Raw genomic sequence first — 18,684 nt, forward strand, 5'->3', positions numbered from 1 at the left:
GAGTAGGGGAAGTAGGGGGAGTAGGGGAAGTAGGGGGAGTAGGGGAAGTAGGGGGAGTAGGGGAAGTAGGGGGGAGAAAGAATTTTCCCAATGACAACTGACAACTAACAACTAACAACTAACTACTGACGTTGAAAACGAAGTGCATCAATTGATTGGGCAGTGAGAAAAATACCTAAAATAATGTAACTGGCAAATAAAATCAAGCCGCTAGTATCAAAAATTCCTTGAATCAGAGTGTTGTAATGTTTAAGCAGAGATAGATGACTCACGGCTTCACCAATTGGTCCAGGAATGGCTTTGGCAATTAAATCAATGAATAACAGCAAAATCACGACGGCAAAGGTAAGAACAGCCGATAAAATTGTACTGTCTGTTAATGAGGAAATAAACATTCCTAAAGACAAAATCGCTGCTGCTAGTGAGAGTAATCCTAAATGACCAAGTAAGGGAATTATGGGTGATATGGGTGGATTGGAACTAGATAAAGCGATCGCTTCCAATCCTATTAAGGGTAAAATCATTGTCAAGAAAAATGTTAATACCCCTAATAATTTACCCACAGCCACAGCCCAATTGGTAATTGGTGATGTGGCTAATAGTTCCAAAGTTCCTCGTTTGCGTTCTTCAGCATAGAGTCCCATTGAGAGAATAGGCAATACAAATAACATTAACCATCCCATTCTATCTAAAAATGCCCGCACAAATTCATAGGGAACATCTATTGTTGGGACGGGAACTCCCATTTGTTGCCCTTGTAAATCATAGCTAGAAACTGTGACTAAAATTCCTTCTGGTCCTAACAAAATCATCACGAAAAATAAACCAGCTAAAAACCAAAATGCACTAGCTATTCCATAGGCTAATGGGGAAACAAAATAACTCTGTAGTTCTCGACGATAAATGGCAATAATATTGGCGATGACTATACCCATTTATGCAGTTTCTCCTTCTTCAATTTCTGAAGTTATCTCTGGTGGTAAATGCTTTTCTGCTGTAGTTAATTCTAAGAAAACATCTTCTAGTGTGGCATTTATTCGCCGCATTTCATATAAATCAAATCCAGCCCGAATTAAAGCCGCCGTAATTTCTTTTCCTGGTTCTATTCCTGGCTGTAATATGACCCGTAAGCAAGTATGATTTTCTGATAATTGCTGATGGTTAGGCATTAATTCTACTAAACTTACACCGGATATATTTTGCAGCATTTGTTTAGCTAAAGCTGCTTCTCCACCGATTTCTAACTCATATCCTGCCCCAACTGTTAACTGTGTCATTAAATTTTCTGGGGTATTAGTTGCAACTATTTCCCCCCGATTAATAATGGCAACTCGGTTACAGGTCATACTCACTTCTGGGAGAATATGAGTAGACAAAATTATAGTGTGTGTTCCTGCTAAACTTTTAATTAAGTTCCGCACTTCGATAATTTGCCGGGGATCAAGACCAACAGTAGGTTCATCAAGAATAATTGCTGGGGGATCATGAACGATCGCTTGGGCAATCCCCACTCTTTGCCGATAGCCTTTAGAGAGTTTGCGAATAATGACTTTGCGCTTGTCTTCTAAGTTACAGCGCTTAATGGCTGCTGTTACTTTTGTTGGGCGATCGCCTGAAGAAACTCCCTTAATCCGAGCAACAAAGTGTAAAAACCCTTCCACCGTCATCTCTGGATATAATGGCGGCGTTTCCGGTAAATAACCAATTCGCTGCCGCACCAACAGAGAATGATCATGGACATCATAACCCGCAATCTTCACTGTCCCACTGGTGGCAGGTAAATAACCGGCTAAAATTCGCATAGTTGTGGTTTTACCAGCCCCATTAGGACCCAAAAACCCCAAAATTTCCCCCGGTTCTACGCTAAAGGTAACATCCGTAATTGCCGTTGTCGAACCGTAAATTTTACTCAGATGCTCAACTTCAATCATTTGCCCAATCACCAATCATGAGAATACCCACATAATCTTAGCTTCTGCTCCCTGTTCCCTGTTCCCTTTTTTTGCAATAATTCAGAATATAGAAAAATTTTTACGTAGATTATTCAAATACATAAGACTTTAAGGAAAAGGTATGGAAGGGAATGAGACAGAAAAAATTCGCCATTTATTAGTTGTCCAAGATCCAAAAGGGCAGCGCACTCTTCCCTTGCTAGAAGCAACATACTCTCTAGGAAGGGATTTAAGAAATGCTATTGTTCTTTATTCTCCGTCTGTATCCAGACAACACGCGATTTTATTAAGGGTAACAATCCCCAATACTGATCAATATGGGTTTAGGATTATTGATGGTAACTTCCAAGGGAAAAAAAGCACTAACGGTTTATCTGTAAATGGCCATAAATGTCTTCATCATAATCTTCAAAATGGAGATGTTATTGCATTTGATAGTCACACTCAAGCTAAATACTATGTAATTACTAATCTTTCAAAGCAAATATTTTCTGAGTCTTGTGGAACTGGTGACTTGTCTAATTTCCTTTCTGGCAAGGTAAATTCTCTTTCTCACGTTAGTAAAGCTATTATGGAAAATATTAATTTTGAAGCTGCTAGTGAGACAGCTTTAGCCCGCCTAGCTTCTTTTCCTGAACTTATTCCTAATGCTATTATTGAAATGGATTTAGCAGGAAGAGTAACATATCTAAATCCGGCAGCAGTGGCCCAATTTCCGAACTTGAGGCAGATAGCTCAGGAACACCCAATTTTGACCCAATTATTAACAGCAGTTAAGAATCAAGCGCAAAATTCCTTTGTCCGGGAAGTAACAGTTGGTAACCAAATTTTTGAACAATCTGTTCATTACTTACCTGAAAGTAATTTAATTAGAACTTTTATTATTAGAGAAATTACTGAGCAAAAACAAGCTGAACTAGAACTAAAACAACGCGATCGCCTATTACAAGCAGTAGCGGAAGCGGCAAATTATTTATTAGCAGAAATGAACTATGATCTAGCTATCGAAAAAGCACTGGCAGCATTAGGAGAAGCTACCAATGTAGAACGAGTTTATCTATTCCAAAATCATCCCCATCCAGTGAGCGGAGAAATGTCCATTAGTATGCAGTGTGAATGGATTAAATCTGGTGCAGAAACTTCCCACTCCCATTGGCAAAATCAGTCTTATCAAACCCCTGGATTAGAACGGTGGTATAGCAAACTTTTTCAAGGTGAGACTATTAGCGACTTTACCCAAATATTTTCCCCGGAGGAACAAAAACTGCTTATGGGAGATAATATTAAATCCCTTCTATTTGTACCGCTAAGATTAGAAACACAGTTCTGGGGCTGTTTGGGTTTAGTTGAATGCAAATCAGAGCGTTATTGGTCAAAGCATGAAGAATCTAGCCTGATCACAATGGCCGCAAGTATTAGTGGCGCTCGTCAACGTCAGCAAGTAGAGGAAAAGATCCGCTATCAGGCCATGCACGACTTACTGACTGGACTGCCCAATCGGTTACGATTCAACGATATCCTCAACCAAGGCATCCAAAAAATAATTCAGCCAGAGGAAAGTATTGCCGTGATGTTCCTGGATCTGGATCGCTTTAAAATTATCAATGATACTTTGGGGCATACAGTCGGAGATGATTTATTAAAAATTGTCGCCCAAAGAATCAGAGACACAATTAGAATTGAAGATGTTGTGGCTCGTTGGGGTGGTGATGAATTCACTATTTTCTTACCACGAGTAACTGAAATTCCACCCATTATCCAAATAGCTAAAAATATTCTCCAGACTTTAGAAGATGCTTTTTATATTAACGGACATGAACTTTATATTAGTTCTAGTATTGGCATAGCCCTATTGGGTAAAGATAGTCCTGATGCCGAAACTCTCATTCAACACGCAGACGCGGCGTTATATTATGCTAAGAATCAAGGCAGAAATAATTACCAATTTTATAAAGAATCTCTCAGTCAAAAAAATCCCGAATTATTGAAGTTAGAAAAAAATTTACGCCATGCCATGAAACGCAAAGAATTGATGCTTTACTATCAGCCTCGTGTTAATATTACCACGGGTAAAATTACAGGCATGGAGGCTTTATTGCGTTGGAATCACCCAGAAATGGGTGTAATTTCTCCCGCTGTTTTTATTCCTCTAGCGGAAAAAAGCGGTTTAATTATCTCTATTGGTGAATGGGCATTACGTCAGGCTTGTATACAAAATAAAGCTTGGCAAGATGCGGGATATCAACCAATTACAATTGCCGTTAATCTTTCTCCTGGGCAATTTCGCCAACCTAAGTTAGTAGAAATATTAACTGATATTTTAACAGAAACTCAACTAAAACCAGAATTTTTAGAATTAGAAATTACGGAAACTACAGCGATAGCTGATATCAATTTCACGACAGTTGCACTCCAAAATTTAGCAGAAATGGGGTTACTTTTGTCCATTGATGACTTTGGTACAGGCTATTCTTCCCTAAATCGCTTAAAAGTCTTACCATTCCATAACTTAAAAATTGATCAATCTTTTATCAGAGAACTAACTACAGATCCAAAAGTTGCTCATATTATCCAAGCGATAGTTACCCTAGGACAATCTTTAGGATTGAGATTAATCGCTGAAGGTGTAGAACATCCCGCAGAATTAGAATTTTTACGCTCGATTCACTGTGATGAAGTCCAAGGATACCTATTATATCGTCCACTGTCAGTTGAACAAGCTACAGAAGCTTTGAAAAATGAAAATAAATAGTTATAGGTGGCAGGCAAAATTAATTATATAAAAGATTTGGATTTAATGTAGGGGTAGCGCCCCCGTGCCTACCCCGTGCCTACTAAAATAAGTGAAAAGAGAAAAGATAACTTAGTCAGGAACAGATGAAATCATGAGAGTTTGGTTTGTATGCTTTTTTGTTCTGTTTGCATTCGCAGAGTTTTTTAAGTGGTTACAAGGTTTTTCTGTCCCATTACCAATATATATTTTAGGTGGGGCATTTTTAGCTGTTGCCTCTAACTATGATCAGATTTTTGGTTATAACCTCAGCAATATTTCTACAATCAACCCGGTGGAAGTACCCCAGGAAATACCTAAGTTGGAATCAGCAGCAAATTCAACCCTAATTTCTTTAAAGACTTCCAATTAAAAAAATATCCCAAAATTTCTTGTAGTGCGGGCATCTTGCCCGCTAATAATAAAAGGACGATGTTAGATACTGGCTTTACAGGTTTTCTAGCAATTAATAAACAAGATTTAGAAGGACTATATTGGCAATTTCTTCGTAAAAAGGTGGTTGGAATTTTTGCCTTTGGTGGTGAATTTTTAAGCTGGTATTTTGACTTTGGGATAATTACAATTAGCTTATTAAGTAGGGTTTGCTGAAAAAGTTATCTGTGACGGCTAGGAGTCAGGAGTCAGGAGTCAGGAGTCAGGAGGAACAATTAGAAGAAGAGAAGAATAGTTTTGAATCTGGTCAAGTGATAGGTTTTTGCTAATTTCAACCCTTATTCCTTGCACCTGATTCACCTTTTTCACCTTGAAACTCTTGATATATCTAAGTTTTAGCTTTATTAAGCAAGCCCTAAGTAGCTAATGTCTATCTACATCAACAGCTTCAGATTCAATTTTATTAACCTCTTCCCCGATTTGATAGGTAATTATTGCCTTTACTCGATCTTTTCCAGAATAGCCAATTTTATTAGTTAAATGAATATCAATTACCGAATTTTCTAAAGGTTTTAATTCAATCCGTTTTGGCTGAAAACTAAAAGATTGTAATTTATGATCAGAAACATTACGAACTTCAATATTTTTAATGATCACCGTTTGATTGTTCATCTGATGATTTTCTAAGCTGACAAATACAGTCGCAAAACCAATATCTCGACGCGCTTGAGGAGGAATACCTAAAGGTGGTAATTTATTCTCTTGAGATAGTAAAGAAACCTTAATCATAACTTTCTTATTAACAGCCTTTGACTGTAAGTGTGACGATGGTTGACCGTGAAAATCTCTAGGTAAATAATGACAACAATCCACCATACTATCAAAACTTAATAAACTAAACAACAATAATAATGGTTTCATCTACATTACCTTATATTATTGAAATCATGATTACATCAATAAACAGCAGTACAAATAATTAATATTCGTACTGCTGCCAATGATGTCTAGGTATTAGACCATACCATAATACCTCTCAAAGAGACTAATTGACTCCATGTGACATCAGCGTGGTAACTTCCCCAAGGATTCCGTAAATGGAAAGTTCCATTAGTGTCATTATAGGCAGTAATGGTGTAAGCATGACCATTAACAACCCCTAATGTATTATCAGCAGCATCAACAAACCCAACTGTTAAAATTTGATTAGAATTAACCAAATTAATCAGTTGAGTTTGAGTCATATTAACGGCCTCAGATGATGAACTGCCTAATCCCGCTACCTGACTAATCACTGAACTCATCCAACCCCCTGAAATATCTGCATAGGAGTTATTAGAAGTGCTAGAACGACTCCAACCAGATTCAGCTAACTGGGCATAGGCTTTTTCTACTAAAGCTACCCAAAGTTCATTGCTAGTGGAAGTATAAGAACCTCCTCCCCAACCAGCATAAACAGCATTACCTGATGAATAAGTTGGCAAGTAACGATCTACTGTGACATAATCAGCTACACCATTGTTTACACCATTGTTATAGAATCGAACGGTGAAGGTATTATCACCATTGTCCGTAAACATATTTTGGATGTAATCAGGTTTTTCCTGGGCAATAGAAGCTAAAGTTGCTACATAATAACAGTCTCCCACCGCTCCTTGGTAAACGTCATCAGCACTAAGTCCATTTTGGAACAGAGAACCACCAACATAACTATAGGTTAAACCTGAACCTGTGACTGGGCGAGCAGTACCTAAGAACCACTTACCAATCAGATTTTCCATTTGGGTATCACTACTACCGACAAACAAGTTACCAATACCGGAACGAGTGTTAGCAACGTCACTATTGGCAATCTTATTAGATAAGACCTTCACAGAATCAGCCATGGTGAAGAGGGTAGAGTTACTAACAAGAGTCCGTAAGTCAGTTAACTCACTGGCATCAATTACACTACCATCTTTAGCATCACGGAAAATAGCAATCATGTCATTGCGACTCAAATTACCATCAGCAGCTAAGGAACGGGTTAAAGTGGTAATTTGAGCATCTACTAGATTTTGAGTATACCAATCTGTCGGAGTGGGAGTTGGAGTGGGAGTTGGAGTGGGAGTTGGAGTGGGAGTTGGAGTTGGTGTAACCTCAGTGGCATTTAACGACAAGCTGTAAGTAGTATCACCACTATAGCGATTTACCCGCGCATAATAAGTACCTGCACTCAACTGACTAGTAATGGATTCAGAAGTAGTACCATATATAGAACTGGAAATTACAGTACCAGAACCATCGAGTAAGTAAAGATCTACATCAGCACTCAAGCCTGTTAAATTCAAATTCACATTAGAGGGTGTTGTGACATTGAAACTATAGTAATCGTCAATATCAACACTTCCTACCCAATCACTAAAACTTTGAGTTGCTGTTAATGCACCAACATCACGGGCTGTAGCTAGGGTATTTCCCGCATTATCAACAGGAAGAGCAGTAGCAGTTAACGACAAACTGTAGTTAGTGTCACCACTATATTGATATACCTGCACATAATAAGTACCTGCACTCAACTGACTAGTAATGGATTCAGAAGTAGCACCACCATTCTCAGAACTGGAAATATACCCACCAGAACTATTGAGTAATTGAACATCCGCATCGGCACTCAAGCCTGTTAAGTTCAGACTAAAGTTACTTTGTGTTCCCACATTGAAACTATAGTAATCGTTAGTATCAGCACTTCCTACCCAGTCACTAAAACTTTGAGTTGCTGTTAATGTCCCAACAGCACGGGCTGTAGCTAGGGTATTTCCCGCATTATCAACAGGAAGAGCAGTAGCAGTTAACGACAAACTGTAGTTAGTGTCACCACTATATTGATATACCTGCACATAATAAGTACCTGCACTCAACTGACTAGTAATGGATTCAGAAGTAGCACCACCATTCTCAGAACTGGAAATATACCCACCAGAACTATTGAGTAATTGAACATCCGCATCGGCACTCAAGCCTGTTAAGTTCAGACTAAAGTTACTTTGTGTTCCCACATTGAAACTATAGTAATCGTTAGTATCAGCACTTCCTACCCAGTCACTAAAACTTTGAGTTGCTGTTAATGTCCCAACAGCACGGGCTGTAGCTAGGGTATTTCCCGCATTATCAACAGGAAGAGCAGTAGCAGTTAACGACAAACTGTAGTTAGTGTCACCACTGTATCGGTATACCCGTACATAATAAGTACCTGCACTCAACTGACTGTTAATGGATTCAGAAGTAGTACCACCATTCTCAGAAGTGGAAATTACACCACCTGAACTATTGAGTAACTTAACATCCGCATCGGCACTCAAGCCTGTTAAGTTCAGACTAAAGTTACTTTGTGTGCCTACATTGAATTTATAGTAATCGTTAGTATCAGCACTTCCTACCCAATCAGTAAAAAGTTGACTTCCTGTTAATGTACCAACATTACGGGCTGCAGCTAGGGTATTTCCAGCATAATCAAGAGGTGCATTTAACGATGGAAGTTGCTGTGAACTATACTCTGTTAGACTAGAACTTAAAGGATCTTTATCCAGGTAAGTTGAGGAATTGCCCAATCCTGATAAAGAGGAATCAAAAGACTTTTCAGAACCATCAAACATAATGCGCTCCTAAATAATTTATGAAAATCTTGATTACGTAGGGTGGGCAATGCAGACTGTATCCAGATTCTAGTGGGCAATGCTCATCTTGGGTGTACTTCAAGAGTGAAATATTAGTATCACTGAGAATCTAGGATAAACTACTGCTTTTGTGGAGGATATTTTGACTAAACTGTCACTTTCATTACATAAATATAAAATGATTTATGTTAACTTGACTACGGTACAAAATACTATTTTACTAAAAAAATTATACTAAATTGTGCGATAATTACGCAAAAATGACGTAAAAGCCTTGATTTACCTGATGACGACTGATTTTAATTTGTAAATCTTAATACTTATTCGTGCTTCTGCGTGAGAAATAAAATGTCAATCACACGCAGGTGGGCTTTATTCGGATAGCATCCAAGAATATTACATATTTTGATATCTCCACATAGCAGACATAGTGTCTAAATCAATCCCGTTCATATCACCTGCCGCCGTATTTTTAAACAACGCCGTAAAAGCACCAGCACCCAACCGATATTGCGGAAACATCCGATAACAAGGAATACTAGTTAAACGAGATTGAAAAGTAGATAAATGCTCAACTTCCACCGCTTGAAAATGTGGAAACCGTTCCAAAAACCATTCACAAACCTGCTCATTTTCTTCAGCAGAATAAGTACAAGTCATATAAGCCAAATAACCTTGAGGGGCGACAACTTGGGCAGAATTAGCAATAATGCGTTTTTGGCGATTGGCACTTTTATTAATTGAAGTCGAGTGAAAACATCCCGGTGCTTTCTCATTTTTAGCTAGTAAAGATTGCCCAGTACAAGGGGCATCAACTATCACCAAATTACTCGAAGCTGGCAACAGTTCTGCAAAAATACTCGAATCTCTATTTACTACTCCACTAGGTTTAATTTGACAACGTTTTAAATTAGAAATTAGCATTCCTAACCGCTTACCAATCACCTCATTAGTAATTAATAAATCAGGTTTTAAAGCCCTCCAAGCAAACACACTTTTACCACCAGGGGCAGCACACATATCAAAAACTACAGATATTGATTCGGGAATTGCCAACAAAACCGAAGCAGAAAATACCGAAGAAAAATCTAAACAATAAAAATGTCCTTGTTCATGAAGAGAATGCTTACCTGGTTTTTCTCCTAAAGATAACCGGTCTACAAAATGCGGTTGCCAATGTGTTGGTGTTTGCACATTAAAAGGCGAAATATCGGGTTTATCTTGACACCACAGAATACAAGGTGCAAAAGGTTGAGGATGAACTAAAGCATCAATAAACTTTGTTTGTTCATCTACATTTGCAAATAACTGTCGCGTAACTTTAAGCAATAAATTAGAAGGTTTTTGCATATTAATTTCTACCAAATTAAATCAGAAGAGAAACTGTTACATGAGAACAATGCAATCAATATATTTGGCTGCATACTAAAAAGACATTGACCGATATTCAAATGGCGTTTGCAAAGTTCGTCCGGTATGGCTTCTGGCTTTTGGCTAGAAGCTAACCTTGTTTTAATGCTTGTCAAACTCATACCAAATTAAGATTTTAGATTTGGTATTCCACTTATGTACCGGAGAGGTCATGATATTTAACAATTTTCAGCAAAAACTCCGCCAAGAATCACAACGTTGGCGAGACGAAGGAATTATTAATTCTTCCCAGTATGACCAAATAGCCAAGCGGCATCAATTTAATAAGATAGAAGAATCTACCCGTGATAGTTTTGGTGTCATTGCCATTGTCATTGGCGGTTTACTATTAGGCTTAGGTTTAATGACCCTTGTGGGCGCAAATTGGCAGGGTTGGTCACGGGATGTTAAGTTTATCTTGTTAATGAGTTTATTTCTCTCCACAGCCATTACTGGGTTTTTGACTTGGCGAGAACCTACACTTACCACAAATCAGGGTAAAAAATCTCAAGAGGGTAAACGGGTACTCGGAGAAGCATTGTTAATTCTCAGTGCTTTTATTTTAGGGACAACCCTCATGTTAATGGGGCAAATATTCAATATTAGCGGTTCAGCTTCTGAGTTATTTTTAGCTTGGGGGTTTGGAGTGTTAGTCATGGCTTATAGTCTTTCCCTCAATTCCTTGGGAATTATGGCCATTGTCCTCATTCAAATCGGTTATTGGATAGGAATTGGTAATTTGGGGACTGAATCTGGGGAACTGACTTGGGCGCGGTTAGCTGTGCGCCATATGCCATTACTATCATGGTTACTGTTTGTTCCCTTAGCTTATATTTGCAGATCCCGGTGGATTTTTGGCATGGGAGTTGTGGCATTTATTATATCTTTGCAATATAACCTCAGACCTTTACCACTCTTAACATTTTCTGATCTAGTTTCTTGGATAGCTTCCTTTGCGTTGGCTTTACCACCTGCCTTACTTTGGAGTTATGACGATTTACTTTTTCCCACAGTTAATTATAGATTGTTTCAACCCCTGGCACGTAATTTAGGCTTGATTTGTTTTGGGGTAGTTTTTTATCTTTTATCTTTTCGTTCTCAATGGGAATCTGTAGACTCTAGTAGCAGTTTATTATTTTTAAATCCCTTCGATCAAACTAGTAATTTATCGAATGTATTGCCATCTTTGCCCATTATTGATTTAGGAATTCTCAGCGGTTTGGCAGTGTTGCAATGGTTATTTCTAATTCGTCAAAGCAACAGTCCACTTCGTCGGGAAGTATTTTTCAGAATTGGCATTATTACTACTTTTTTGGGTTTCATTCTGATTACTCCCTTTTGGCATCAAGCTATCACCAGAATTACTGAACTAGGCATTTTTATCTTCAACATTTTGTTGGCAATATTAGCCTGGGGATTAGTTCAAGAAGGGTTAAAATTACGGAAAAGAACCGCCTTTTGGTGTGGTATATTATTATTTACCTTGCAAATTATCAGCCGGGTTTTAGAATATAATACTGAGGTTCTTTTCCGGGCTTTAGTATTTGGTATTTGCGGTTATTCTCTCATTGCAGCCGGACTTTGGTTTGAAAGTCGTTTTACTACTTCTAAAACTAGTAATAGTGGTGGTAGCGGGAATAGCGGAAATAGCGGTAATAGTGGTAATAGTGGTGGTAGCGGTGGTAGTGGTAATAGTGGAAATAGCGGTGGTAGCGGAAATAGCGGTGGTAGCGGAAATAGCGGTGGTAGCGGAAATAGCGGTGGTAGTGGGAATAGCGGTGGTAGCGGGAATAGTGGTGGTAGTGGGAATAGCGGGAATAGCGGAAATAGCGGGAATAAAAGTAGTAATGGAGACAATAGCGATAACAGAGGTGATAAAAGAAGCAATAGTGGGAGTGATTACAGAAGTAGTAGTGGAGACAATAACGATAATAGAGGTGACAAAAGAAGCAATAGTGGGAGTGATTATAGAAGTAGTAGTGGAGGCAATAACGATAATAGAGGTGACAAAAGAAGCAATAGTGGGAGTGATTGGAGTGATTATAGAAGTAGTAGAGGAGACAATAGCGATAATAGAGGTGACAAAAGAAGCAATAGTGGGAGTGATTATAGAAGTAGTAGAGGAGATAATAGAGATGACAACAGACGTGATAACAGAGGTGATTAATGGGATAATTTTCAATCAGAATGAAGACATATTCATCAAGAATAATTCAGCAGTTAAAACAAATTAATAGGGGATATTCTGCCGGATATTGCTACATTGCTCGCACAAAATTAGATTTTGACTCTTACTTTCTTTTTCCTGACTCGGTGACTCCTGAATTCTTGCTATATAGGGCTTGCTGAATAAACCGAAAACCTAGATAGATTAAGAGTTTCCCGGTTAAAAAAGTGAATTAGGTGCAAGGAATAAGGATTGAAACCATTAAAAACCTATCACTTTCTGAAATTTGAGACTATTCTTCTCTCCTTCTAATTCTTCCTCCTGACTCCTGACTCCTGACTCCTGACTCCTGACTCCTGACTCCTGACTCCTGACTCCTGACTCCTGACTCCTGACTCCTGACTCCTAGCCCTCACGAAAAGACTTTTTCAGCAAGCCCTAAATAGCAATACCTTTGCCATTTTTCTGGAGAAATATTATCAATCTTGTAGTGCGGGCATCTTGCCCGCTATTTTTACACCCCATTTATTAGTGTTGTCAAAGAAAGTGGATAATATGGTTATAAAAAAATTATGGGTAGGAATTGGTTGTCAAAAAGGAATTTCCCAACAATTAATTAATTTAGTAATCAAAAAAGTTTTTCAGGAAAATCAACTTATATATCATGAAATAGCTGGAATTGCAACTATTGATAAAAAAGCCTCAGAAATTGGCTTGCTAGAATTTTGTAACTTAGAAAAACTACCTTTAAAAACCTTTAGTGCCGAACTTTTAAATAATGTATTTGTTCCCAATCCTAATAATACTATTACTAAGTTAGTGGGAACATCTAGCGTAGCAGAGGCTTCCGCGATTCTTGCAGCTTCAGAAATCACATCTACGGAAATAATGTTATTAGTTCCTAAACAGATTTTCCGATTACCAGAAGCACCAGCAACAATCACAGTAGCCGTTGCTAAAAGTGAAAACCTGATATTTTAATCAACTGCATTAACAATCTGATTAATAATACCAGAAACAATTGATAAAACAATTGAACCTAAAAAAGCAGGAATAAAACCCCGAATTTCAAAACCATAACCGGGAGTTATGGCACTGGCAAACCATAGCGTTAAGGCATTAATCACTAGGGTGAATAAACCCAAAGTAATTAAGGTGATGGGAAATGCTAAAATCTGCAAAATTGGTCGCACAATGGCATTTACTAAACCAATCACAACAGCGGCAATTAAGGCAGCAACAAAACTAGTGAGAATGATTCCAGGAACAATTTTAGCCGTAATTAATAATGCTACCGCAGTCCCTATCCAAGTTAAAAGAAAGTGCTTCATAGTTTGATGATGAGAACAAGATTAACGTGACTGGGAAGTGCGGTTCAAGAACACTTTCCATGTACCACCACCGACAACACCATCAGGTTTTAAACCATAACGAGTTTGAGCAGCTTTGACTGCGGCTTCTGTGGATCTTCCGAAATCTCCATCTATTTTACCATTTAAAAAACCCAGGATTTTGAGTTGTTTTTGCAATTTAATTACTTCCGGTCCACTTGTACCTAAATGTAAAATTGGCCATCCTTCGGGAGTATATTGAATACCGGGCATTTGTTGATTGAGAGGAGTGGGTTGAATACTAGAATTAGGCTGATTGGTGGTGCGTTTAGTAGTCGGTGGTTTTGTGAATCTGGTCGGTTGGGTAGGAACAGTCGTAAAACTACTGGCAGCATTAGGTGCGGAAGTAATAATATTTGATGGGCTGGGAAACAGTTTTTGCCAAGTGATATTATCTACATTACCAGTGGGATTTAGGCCAGCAGCTTGCTGAAATTGGGCAACGGCAATAATGGTACTTTGTTGATATGTACCATCCACAGCACCTGAATAAAAACCCAAAATCGTCAAAGCGGCTTGAAGTTCTGTAACTCGTTCACCCTGACTACCTAAGTTTAGAGGAGGACGATTAATTTTAACTTCTGTGTTGACTTGGGCAATTTTAATCGCTGCTGCTGTTGATATAAAAGCAGAGGAACTAATTAACGCGGGTGTGGTGGTTAACAAGAGTAAGCAATACCAAGAATTTGCGCTCATGTAGTTGGGAATACTTGCTATCAAACTAAATTTCATAGAATTTTTGTATAACTTTCCGATGCTGATCTTACCCTGTGGCGATCGCTTTGTTTGCCTTTAATCTTTTTGGTGTGAAGATAAAACATAATCGAATATTTCCAAGACTTGATTTTGTTGGGTAACATACGTCAACCCAACCTACGCAATTTAAGGTTTTAGAAAGTAGCTGTCTGAATGGCTTCTTCTGGTCCAACGAGAGATAAGTAGGGTGCTTGTAAATATTTACAAGCGGTTGTCATTGCCTCCGTTGCAGTGACATTATTAATTAATTCGGGAAACTTTTGATCAAATTCAATTCCTAAACCCAAAATTTCATACCAACCATATATCTGTGCAATATGTCCATTAGTTTGTTTACCCAACGCATATTGACCGATAATTTTGTTTTTAGCAGTTTGTAATGCTTCTGCTGACAGTTCGGTGGTAGATAATAATTCTACTTCTTGGCGAAGTCCATTAAAAGCAATTTTGGTGTTTTCCGGTGCTGTCCCAATATAAACTACGAAGGAAGCGGGAAAAAGTCGAGTCGAATAAATAGCAGATACGTCATAAGCTAAACCTTGCTTTTCTCGCAATTCTACAAATAAACGACTAGAAAGACCATTCCCTAAATAGGTAGCAAGTAACTTGAGAGCCGCATATTCTGGGTTGGTTACTGATGGTCCTAAATAACCCAACATGATAATTGATTGTTGTGTATTTAAGGGTTTCAGGCAAGATTTAGGTGATCCAGTAATTGGTGGTAAATTAAGAGTAGGTTTGGTGGAATTTGGTATTTGCCAATCACCAAAAATCTTATTTACTAATTTCTCTGCTTGTGCTGGTGTAATGCGTCCAGCAATGCTAATGACAATATTATCAGGACGGAAATGAGTTTGATGATATTCTACTAAGTCATCACGGGTAATGCTGCTCATGGTTGTTTCATCACCTAAAACTGACATGGAGTAGGGATGATTTGGGTACATTACCTGACGCAGTTGTTCAAAAGCCAGTCCAAAAGGTTGCTCTTTTTGGGAACGAATATCTTGGATTGCTAATCGCTTTTCTAATTCTATTTGGTTTTCGGGAAAGGTAGGCGATCGCAATAATTGTCCAGCCAATGTTAAAATATCAATAAAATCAGCAGTTACTGTTTTCAACGATAGCAAAAAATAATCTGTAGCTGCATCTGTACCTAAACCAGCTCCCACAGATTCAACTTTTTCGGCAATTTCTAAACTCGATAAACCATCACATCCCTTTGTCATTACTGCTGATAACAAATGCGCTAAACCAGCTTTTTCTCGCTGTTCATGACAACTACCAGCGCGAATAAAAATCCGTCCCGCAATAATATCAGCAGCTTGATTTTCTGATACTAATAAAACAATGCCATTACTTAATACGGTGCGATGAATCAGAGAGCGACTATTAATAGTTTGCATTTTTTACTTAATAATTAACAAGGTTTGAGAATTGTCACAGCATAATTAGCTGGGGAAAGATATTGTTGAGCTAATTTTTGCAGTTCTTGCGGATTGAAAGACTGGATTTCTTGGGGATAGGTAACAGCTAATTCAGCGTTAGCAATGGTATGATAATAACCATAAAAATTAGTTAGCTGATCTGGTGTTTCTGTAGAAAAGGCATAATCATTACATAAAAACCGCTGAATGCGATTTATTTCTGGTGTGCTAATTTCTTGATTTTGCAATTCTTGCAAATGATCACAAATCAACTCTTCAACGCGTTCCAGATATTCTGATTCTAACCAAGCCGTAATTGTAAATAAACTTGATTCTTGTTGTAAAGAGAAATCACAGCATAAGTCTTGAACAAGTTGCTTTTCTTCCCGCAAATCAGATACTAATCGAGAAATTCTCCCTTCTCCTAACAGTGCTGATAATAATTCTAAACCATGAACAGCCCGAAATTCTTCTACTCCTGGCACTTTCCAACCCATAATTAACCGCGCTTGTTCCAGTCTAGGTAAAATTAACTCATGACGACGAATTCCTGAAATTACCGGTGCTGCAATTTTGGTAAATTGGGGACAATGATCACGTTGCGGAAAATCTACAAATGTCCGGTTTACCAAGTCCCTCGCAGCTTTTTCACCAATTCCCCCCACCACAACCACAGTCATATTTTCTGGTTGGTAATAACTGCGATAAAAACAGCGCATAGCTTCGGGGGAATGCTGCATTAATTCTGGCTCAGTTCCTAGCACAGAACGTCCGTAAGGATGGTTTTGGTAAATATTTTTAACAAGAGATTGAAAACCTACCCAATCAGGATCATCATTGTAAGAACGGATTTCTTCTAGCACCACATCCCGTTCTCTGATAAATTCATCGTCAGGAATGGCTGCATTCAGGAGTAATTCTCCCAAATGTGGTAGAGTATGCTCTAGGTAATTAGCAGCGGTTGTAATCGAATAATGGGCATAATCGTGGCTGGTAGCGGCATTACTCACACCACCAATTTTTTCAATATGATAATCAAATTCTCCAGGCAGCAAGTTTGGTGTACCTTTGAAAATCATGTGTTCTAGAAAATGTGCCATTCCAAACCAAGGTTCTGGTTCTAGGTTAGCTCCCGCACGCACCCAAACGTCAGCTACGACTACGGGTGTAGTGGATATTTCTTGGTGAATGAATGTCAAGCCGTTATCTAATTTGATAACTGAACCGGGAAACACGTTGTTAGTTAGTTGTTTTAGCAATTTTTTCTAGTTTCAAGCACAATTTAATGTTGTCATTCTAACCTTGAATTTAACGGAAAAGAAAGCCAAATTGTAGAGATTTAGTAAATCAACAAGTTTTATGGGTCAAAAAACTCATTTGAGAATTTGATAGATTAACTTTGAATTCAAGACCCAAGTTCTTTAAATAGCAGGATATAAAAATGACTAGTAACTATGACTCCATAGCCAAAGAGTATAAAGAATCCAAAGAATTGCCGATGCGTTTACATATAGAAGCATATACATATTTTAATATGCTTGGCAATTTGGCGGAAAAATCAATTCTGGATCTGGCTTGTGGAGAAGGATTTTATACCAGAAAGTTTAAAGATCAAGGTGCAGCAAAGGTTGTAGGGGTAGACATTTCCCAAAAAATGATTGAATTGGCAAGAGAAGAAGAAACTAGAAAATTTCAAAATATTGAATATATTCTTGGTGATGTACTTGAACTCGGTGAAATAGGCAGCTTTGATTTGGTAGTTGCTTCCTATCTCCTAAATTATGCCCGAAGTTCAGAAGAATTACTCAAAATGTGTAAAAGTATATTTGCCAATCTTAAACCTGGTGGTCGTTTTGTTACTATTAATAGCAATCCCTCTCAAGCACCTGTATCATATCTGAAAACTGAAAAATATGGATTTATTAAAAGTATAGATTCACCACTAATCGAAGGTACACCCATAAAATATACATTTATTAATAATCATAAATTCACCTTTGATAACTATTACCTCAGCATTCCCACTCATGAATGGGCATTTCAGAGTGTCGGTTTTAAAGAGGTTCGCTGGCAATTACCAATAGTCTCACCTGATGGAATAAAAGAATTTGGGCAAGAATTTTGGCAAGATTTCCTTGATTCTGTGCCAATAATTGGTATTGAATGTTTTAAGTAAATCTACAAAATCCACCATCGTTTTAATATCCATGTTTGCGTCTAACGGGGCGACGATGAAGCTAGGAATAAGACAGGATAAGCTCCATACCCCTTAAACCCCCTTGATGATACTTAGGGCTTGCTGAATAAGTTGTCTGTGAGGGCAGGGAACTCTTAACTGGGAACAGGGAAGAGGTTTTGGGCAACTTTACTTTTCCTGATATATTACTCTTCGAGAAGCCGCTCCGCGTCTACGGTTTTTTTTCCGTTCACCTACTTATAATAAACTAAAAATATTAAATGTTTTTATGAAGACACGCCCAGGAATTTTATTACTTACTTTAGTCATACCTGGTTTATTGGTAGTATTGATATCCCTTTATTATTTTGGTACTGATTATGACGCACTAATAAAAGCTGAAAATTATTTAGAAAAATTGGTAAAAGAGGAAAAGCCTAATGAAAGAACTTTACAATTTGCATATCATCGAGCTTTAGCCCATCGAATTAATGTTTTTGCTGATGCTACTTGGGGATTATTGGGAGGTGTGATTACAGCAGTGGGAATACATGGTTTAGTGATGTTGAAGGAGAAAGATTAAAAC

The 18,684-nt window shown here is 38.0% G+C and carries 15 protein-coding genes and 1 pseudogene; 7 read left to right on the top strand and 9 right to left on the bottom strand.

Annotation, left to right across the window (positions count from 1 at the left end):
* Positions 1-122: 122 nt before the first annotated feature.
* On the bottom strand, positions 123-935 hold the full coding sequence (locus tag FJR06_RS04590) for an ABC transporter permease (RefSeq protein ID WP_015081196.1): 813 nt from the start codon (positions 933-935) through the stop codon (positions 123-125).
* Complete coding sequence (locus FJR06_RS04595) at positions 936-1,931, bottom strand: ABC transporter ATP-binding protein (protein ID WP_015081195.1); 996 nt, start codon at positions 1,929-1,931, stop codon at positions 936-938.
* 142 nt (positions 1,932-2,073) lie between these two features.
* Between FJR06_RS04595 and FJR06_RS04600 the strand changes: the two genes are divergently transcribed.
* The 3 genes from FJR06_RS04600 to FJR06_RS23800 all read left to right on the top strand — a co-directional run bounded on the left by FJR06_RS04600 (position 2,074) and on the right by FJR06_RS23800 (position 5,331).
* Positions 2,074-4,704, top strand: coding sequence for an EAL domain-containing protein (locus tag FJR06_RS04600; protein ID WP_168650925.1), 2,631 nt, complete (start codon positions 2,074-2,076; stop codon positions 4,702-4,704).
* A 133-nt stretch (positions 4,705-4,837) separates the two neighbouring features.
* Complete coding sequence (locus tag FJR06_RS04605; RefSeq protein ID WP_148762694.1) at positions 4,838-5,095, top strand: hypothetical protein; 258 nt, start codon at positions 4,838-4,840, stop codon at positions 5,093-5,095.
* A 59-nt stretch (positions 5,096-5,154) separates the two neighbouring features.
* Positions 5,155-5,331: a hypothetical protein gene (locus FJR06_RS23800; protein WP_174783424.1), complete on the top strand. Its 177-nt coding sequence runs from the start codon at positions 5,155-5,157 to the stop codon at positions 5,329-5,331.
* A 207-nt stretch (positions 5,332-5,538) separates the two neighbouring features.
* Here FJR06_RS23800 and FJR06_RS04615 read toward each other — a convergent pair whose 3' ends face one another.
* The 3 genes from FJR06_RS04615 to FJR06_RS04625 all read right to left on the bottom strand — a co-directional run bounded on the left by FJR06_RS04615 (position 5,539) and on the right by FJR06_RS04625 (position 10,121).
* Positions 5,539-6,036, bottom strand: coding sequence for a hypothetical protein (locus FJR06_RS04615; protein WP_168650927.1), 498 nt, complete (start codon positions 6,034-6,036; stop codon positions 5,539-5,541).
* An 86-nt stretch (positions 6,037-6,122) separates the two neighbouring features.
* Positions 6,123-8,750 (bottom strand): pre-peptidase C-terminal domain-containing protein, encoded by a 2,628-nt coding sequence (locus FJR06_RS04620; protein WP_174783425.1) that lies wholly within the window; start codon positions 8,748-8,750, stop codon positions 6,123-6,125.
* A gap of 417 nt (positions 8,751-9,167) precedes the next feature.
* On the bottom strand, positions 9,168-10,121 hold the full coding sequence (locus tag FJR06_RS04625) for an RsmB/NOP family class I SAM-dependent RNA methyltransferase (RefSeq protein WP_168632047.1): 954 nt from the start codon (positions 10,119-10,121) through the stop codon (positions 9,168-9,170).
* A 232-nt stretch (positions 10,122-10,353) separates the two neighbouring features.
* Between FJR06_RS04625 and FJR06_RS04630 the strand changes: the two are divergent.
* Together FJR06_RS04630 and FJR06_RS04635 are read left to right on the top strand one after the other, a co-directional pair.
* Positions 10,354-11,805 (top strand): annotated as a pseudogene (locus FJR06_RS04630) (DUF2157 domain-containing protein); the annotation flags it as partial.
* 1,098 nt (positions 11,806-12,903) lie between these two features.
* Positions 12,904-13,329 (top strand): cobalamin biosynthesis protein, encoded by a 426-nt coding sequence (locus FJR06_RS04635; protein ID WP_168650929.1) that lies wholly within the window; start codon positions 12,904-12,906, stop codon positions 13,327-13,329.
* Here FJR06_RS04635 and FJR06_RS04640 read toward each other — a convergent pair.
* From FJR06_RS04640 to FJR06_RS04655, 4 genes are all read right to left on the bottom strand, one after another.
* Positions 13,326-13,679 carry a phage holin family protein gene (locus tag FJR06_RS04640; protein WP_015080630.1) on the bottom strand — a complete coding sequence of 118 codons (354 nt, stop codon included), beginning with the start codon at positions 13,677-13,679 and terminating at the stop codon, positions 13,326-13,328. The two genes, FJR06_RS04635 and FJR06_RS04640, sit on opposite strands and share 4 nt — an antisense overlap.
* Positions 13,680-13,700: 21 nt before the next feature.
* The gene (locus tag FJR06_RS04645; protein ID WP_168650931.1) at positions 13,701-14,471 is read right to left on the bottom strand and encodes a peptidoglycan-binding protein; all 771 of its coding nucleotides are present in this window, start codon (positions 14,469-14,471) and stop codon (positions 13,701-13,703) included.
* 158 nt (positions 14,472-14,629) lie between these two features.
* Positions 14,630-15,901, bottom strand: coding sequence for a pitrilysin family protein (locus tag FJR06_RS04650; protein WP_015080632.1), 1,272 nt, complete (start codon positions 15,899-15,901; stop codon positions 14,630-14,632).
* Positions 15,902-15,915: 14 nt separating this feature from the next.
* Positions 15,916-17,157, bottom strand: coding sequence for a pitrilysin family protein (locus FJR06_RS04655; protein ID WP_168650941.1), 1,242 nt, complete (start codon positions 17,155-17,157; stop codon positions 15,916-15,918).
* Between the two features lie 206 nt (positions 17,158-17,363).
* Between FJR06_RS04655 and FJR06_RS04660 the strand changes: the two genes are divergently transcribed.
* Both FJR06_RS04660 and FJR06_RS04665 read left to right on the top strand, forming a co-directional pair.
* Positions 17,364-18,098, top strand: a complete 735-nt coding sequence (locus FJR06_RS04660; protein ID WP_168633692.1) for a class I SAM-dependent methyltransferase — start codon at positions 17,364-17,366, stop codon at positions 18,096-18,098.
* 289 nt (positions 18,099-18,387) lie between these two features.
* A complete protein-coding gene (locus FJR06_RS04665; RefSeq protein WP_053540358.1) occupies positions 18,388-18,681 on the top strand; it encodes a hypothetical protein in 294 nt (97 codons plus the stop codon).
* Positions 18,682-18,684 lie beyond the last annotated feature (3 nt).

The sequence above is a fragment of the Dolichospermum sp. UHCC 0352 genome (assembly GCF_009711925.1).
Classification (GTDB): domain Bacteria; phylum Cyanobacteriota; class Cyanobacteriia; order Cyanobacteriales; family Nostocaceae; genus Dolichospermum; species Dolichospermum lemmermannii.

Bases quoted from the DNA above. Each gene is read 5' to 3' on its own strand.
- FJR06_RS04645 (WP_168650931.1), bottom strand. From the start codon at position 14,471: ATGAAATTTAGTTTGATAGCAAGTATTCCCAACTACATGAGCGCAAAT.
- FJR06_RS04595 (WP_015081195.1), bottom strand. From the start codon at position 1,931: ATGATTGAAGTTGAGCATCTGAGTAAAATTTACGGTTCGACAACGGCA.
- FJR06_RS04590 (WP_015081196.1), bottom strand. From the start codon at position 935: ATGGGTATAGTCATCGCCAATATTATTGCCATTTATCGTCGAGAACTA.
- FJR06_RS04615 (WP_168650927.1), bottom strand. From the start codon at position 6,036: ATGAAACCATTATTATTGTTGTTTAGTTTATTAAGTTTTGATAGTATG.
- FJR06_RS04660 (WP_168633692.1), top strand. From the start codon at position 17,364: ATGACTAGTAACTATGACTCCATAGCCAAAGAGTATAAAGAATCCAAA.
- FJR06_RS23800 (WP_174783424.1), top strand. From the start codon at position 5,155: ATGTTAGATACTGGCTTTACAGGTTTTCTAGCAATTAATAAACAAGAT.
- FJR06_RS04600 (WP_168650925.1), top strand. From the start codon at position 2,074: ATGGAAGGGAATGAGACAGAAAAAATTCGCCATTTATTAGTTGTCCAA.
- FJR06_RS04635 (WP_168650929.1), top strand. From the start codon at position 12,904: ATGGTTATAAAAAAATTATGGGTAGGAATTGGTTGTCAAAAAGGAATT.
- FJR06_RS04625 (WP_168632047.1), bottom strand. From the start codon at position 10,121: ATGCAAAAACCTTCTAATTTATTGCTTAAAGTTACGCGACAGTTATTT.
- FJR06_RS04605 (WP_148762694.1), top strand. From the start codon at position 4,838: ATGAGAGTTTGGTTTGTATGCTTTTTTGTTCTGTTTGCATTCGCAGAG.
- FJR06_RS04665 (WP_053540358.1), top strand. From the start codon at position 18,388: ATGAAGACACGCCCAGGAATTTTATTACTTACTTTAGTCATACCTGGT.
- FJR06_RS04650 (WP_015080632.1), bottom strand. From the start codon at position 15,901: ATGCAAACTATTAATAGTCGCTCTCTGATTCATCGCACCGTATTAAGT.
- FJR06_RS04620 (WP_174783425.1), bottom strand. From the start codon at position 8,750: ATGTTTGATGGTTCTGAAAAGTCTTTTGATTCCTCTTTATCAGGATTG.
- FJR06_RS04640 (WP_015080630.1), bottom strand. From the start codon at position 13,679: ATGAAGCACTTTCTTTTAACTTGGATAGGGACTGCGGTAGCATTATTA.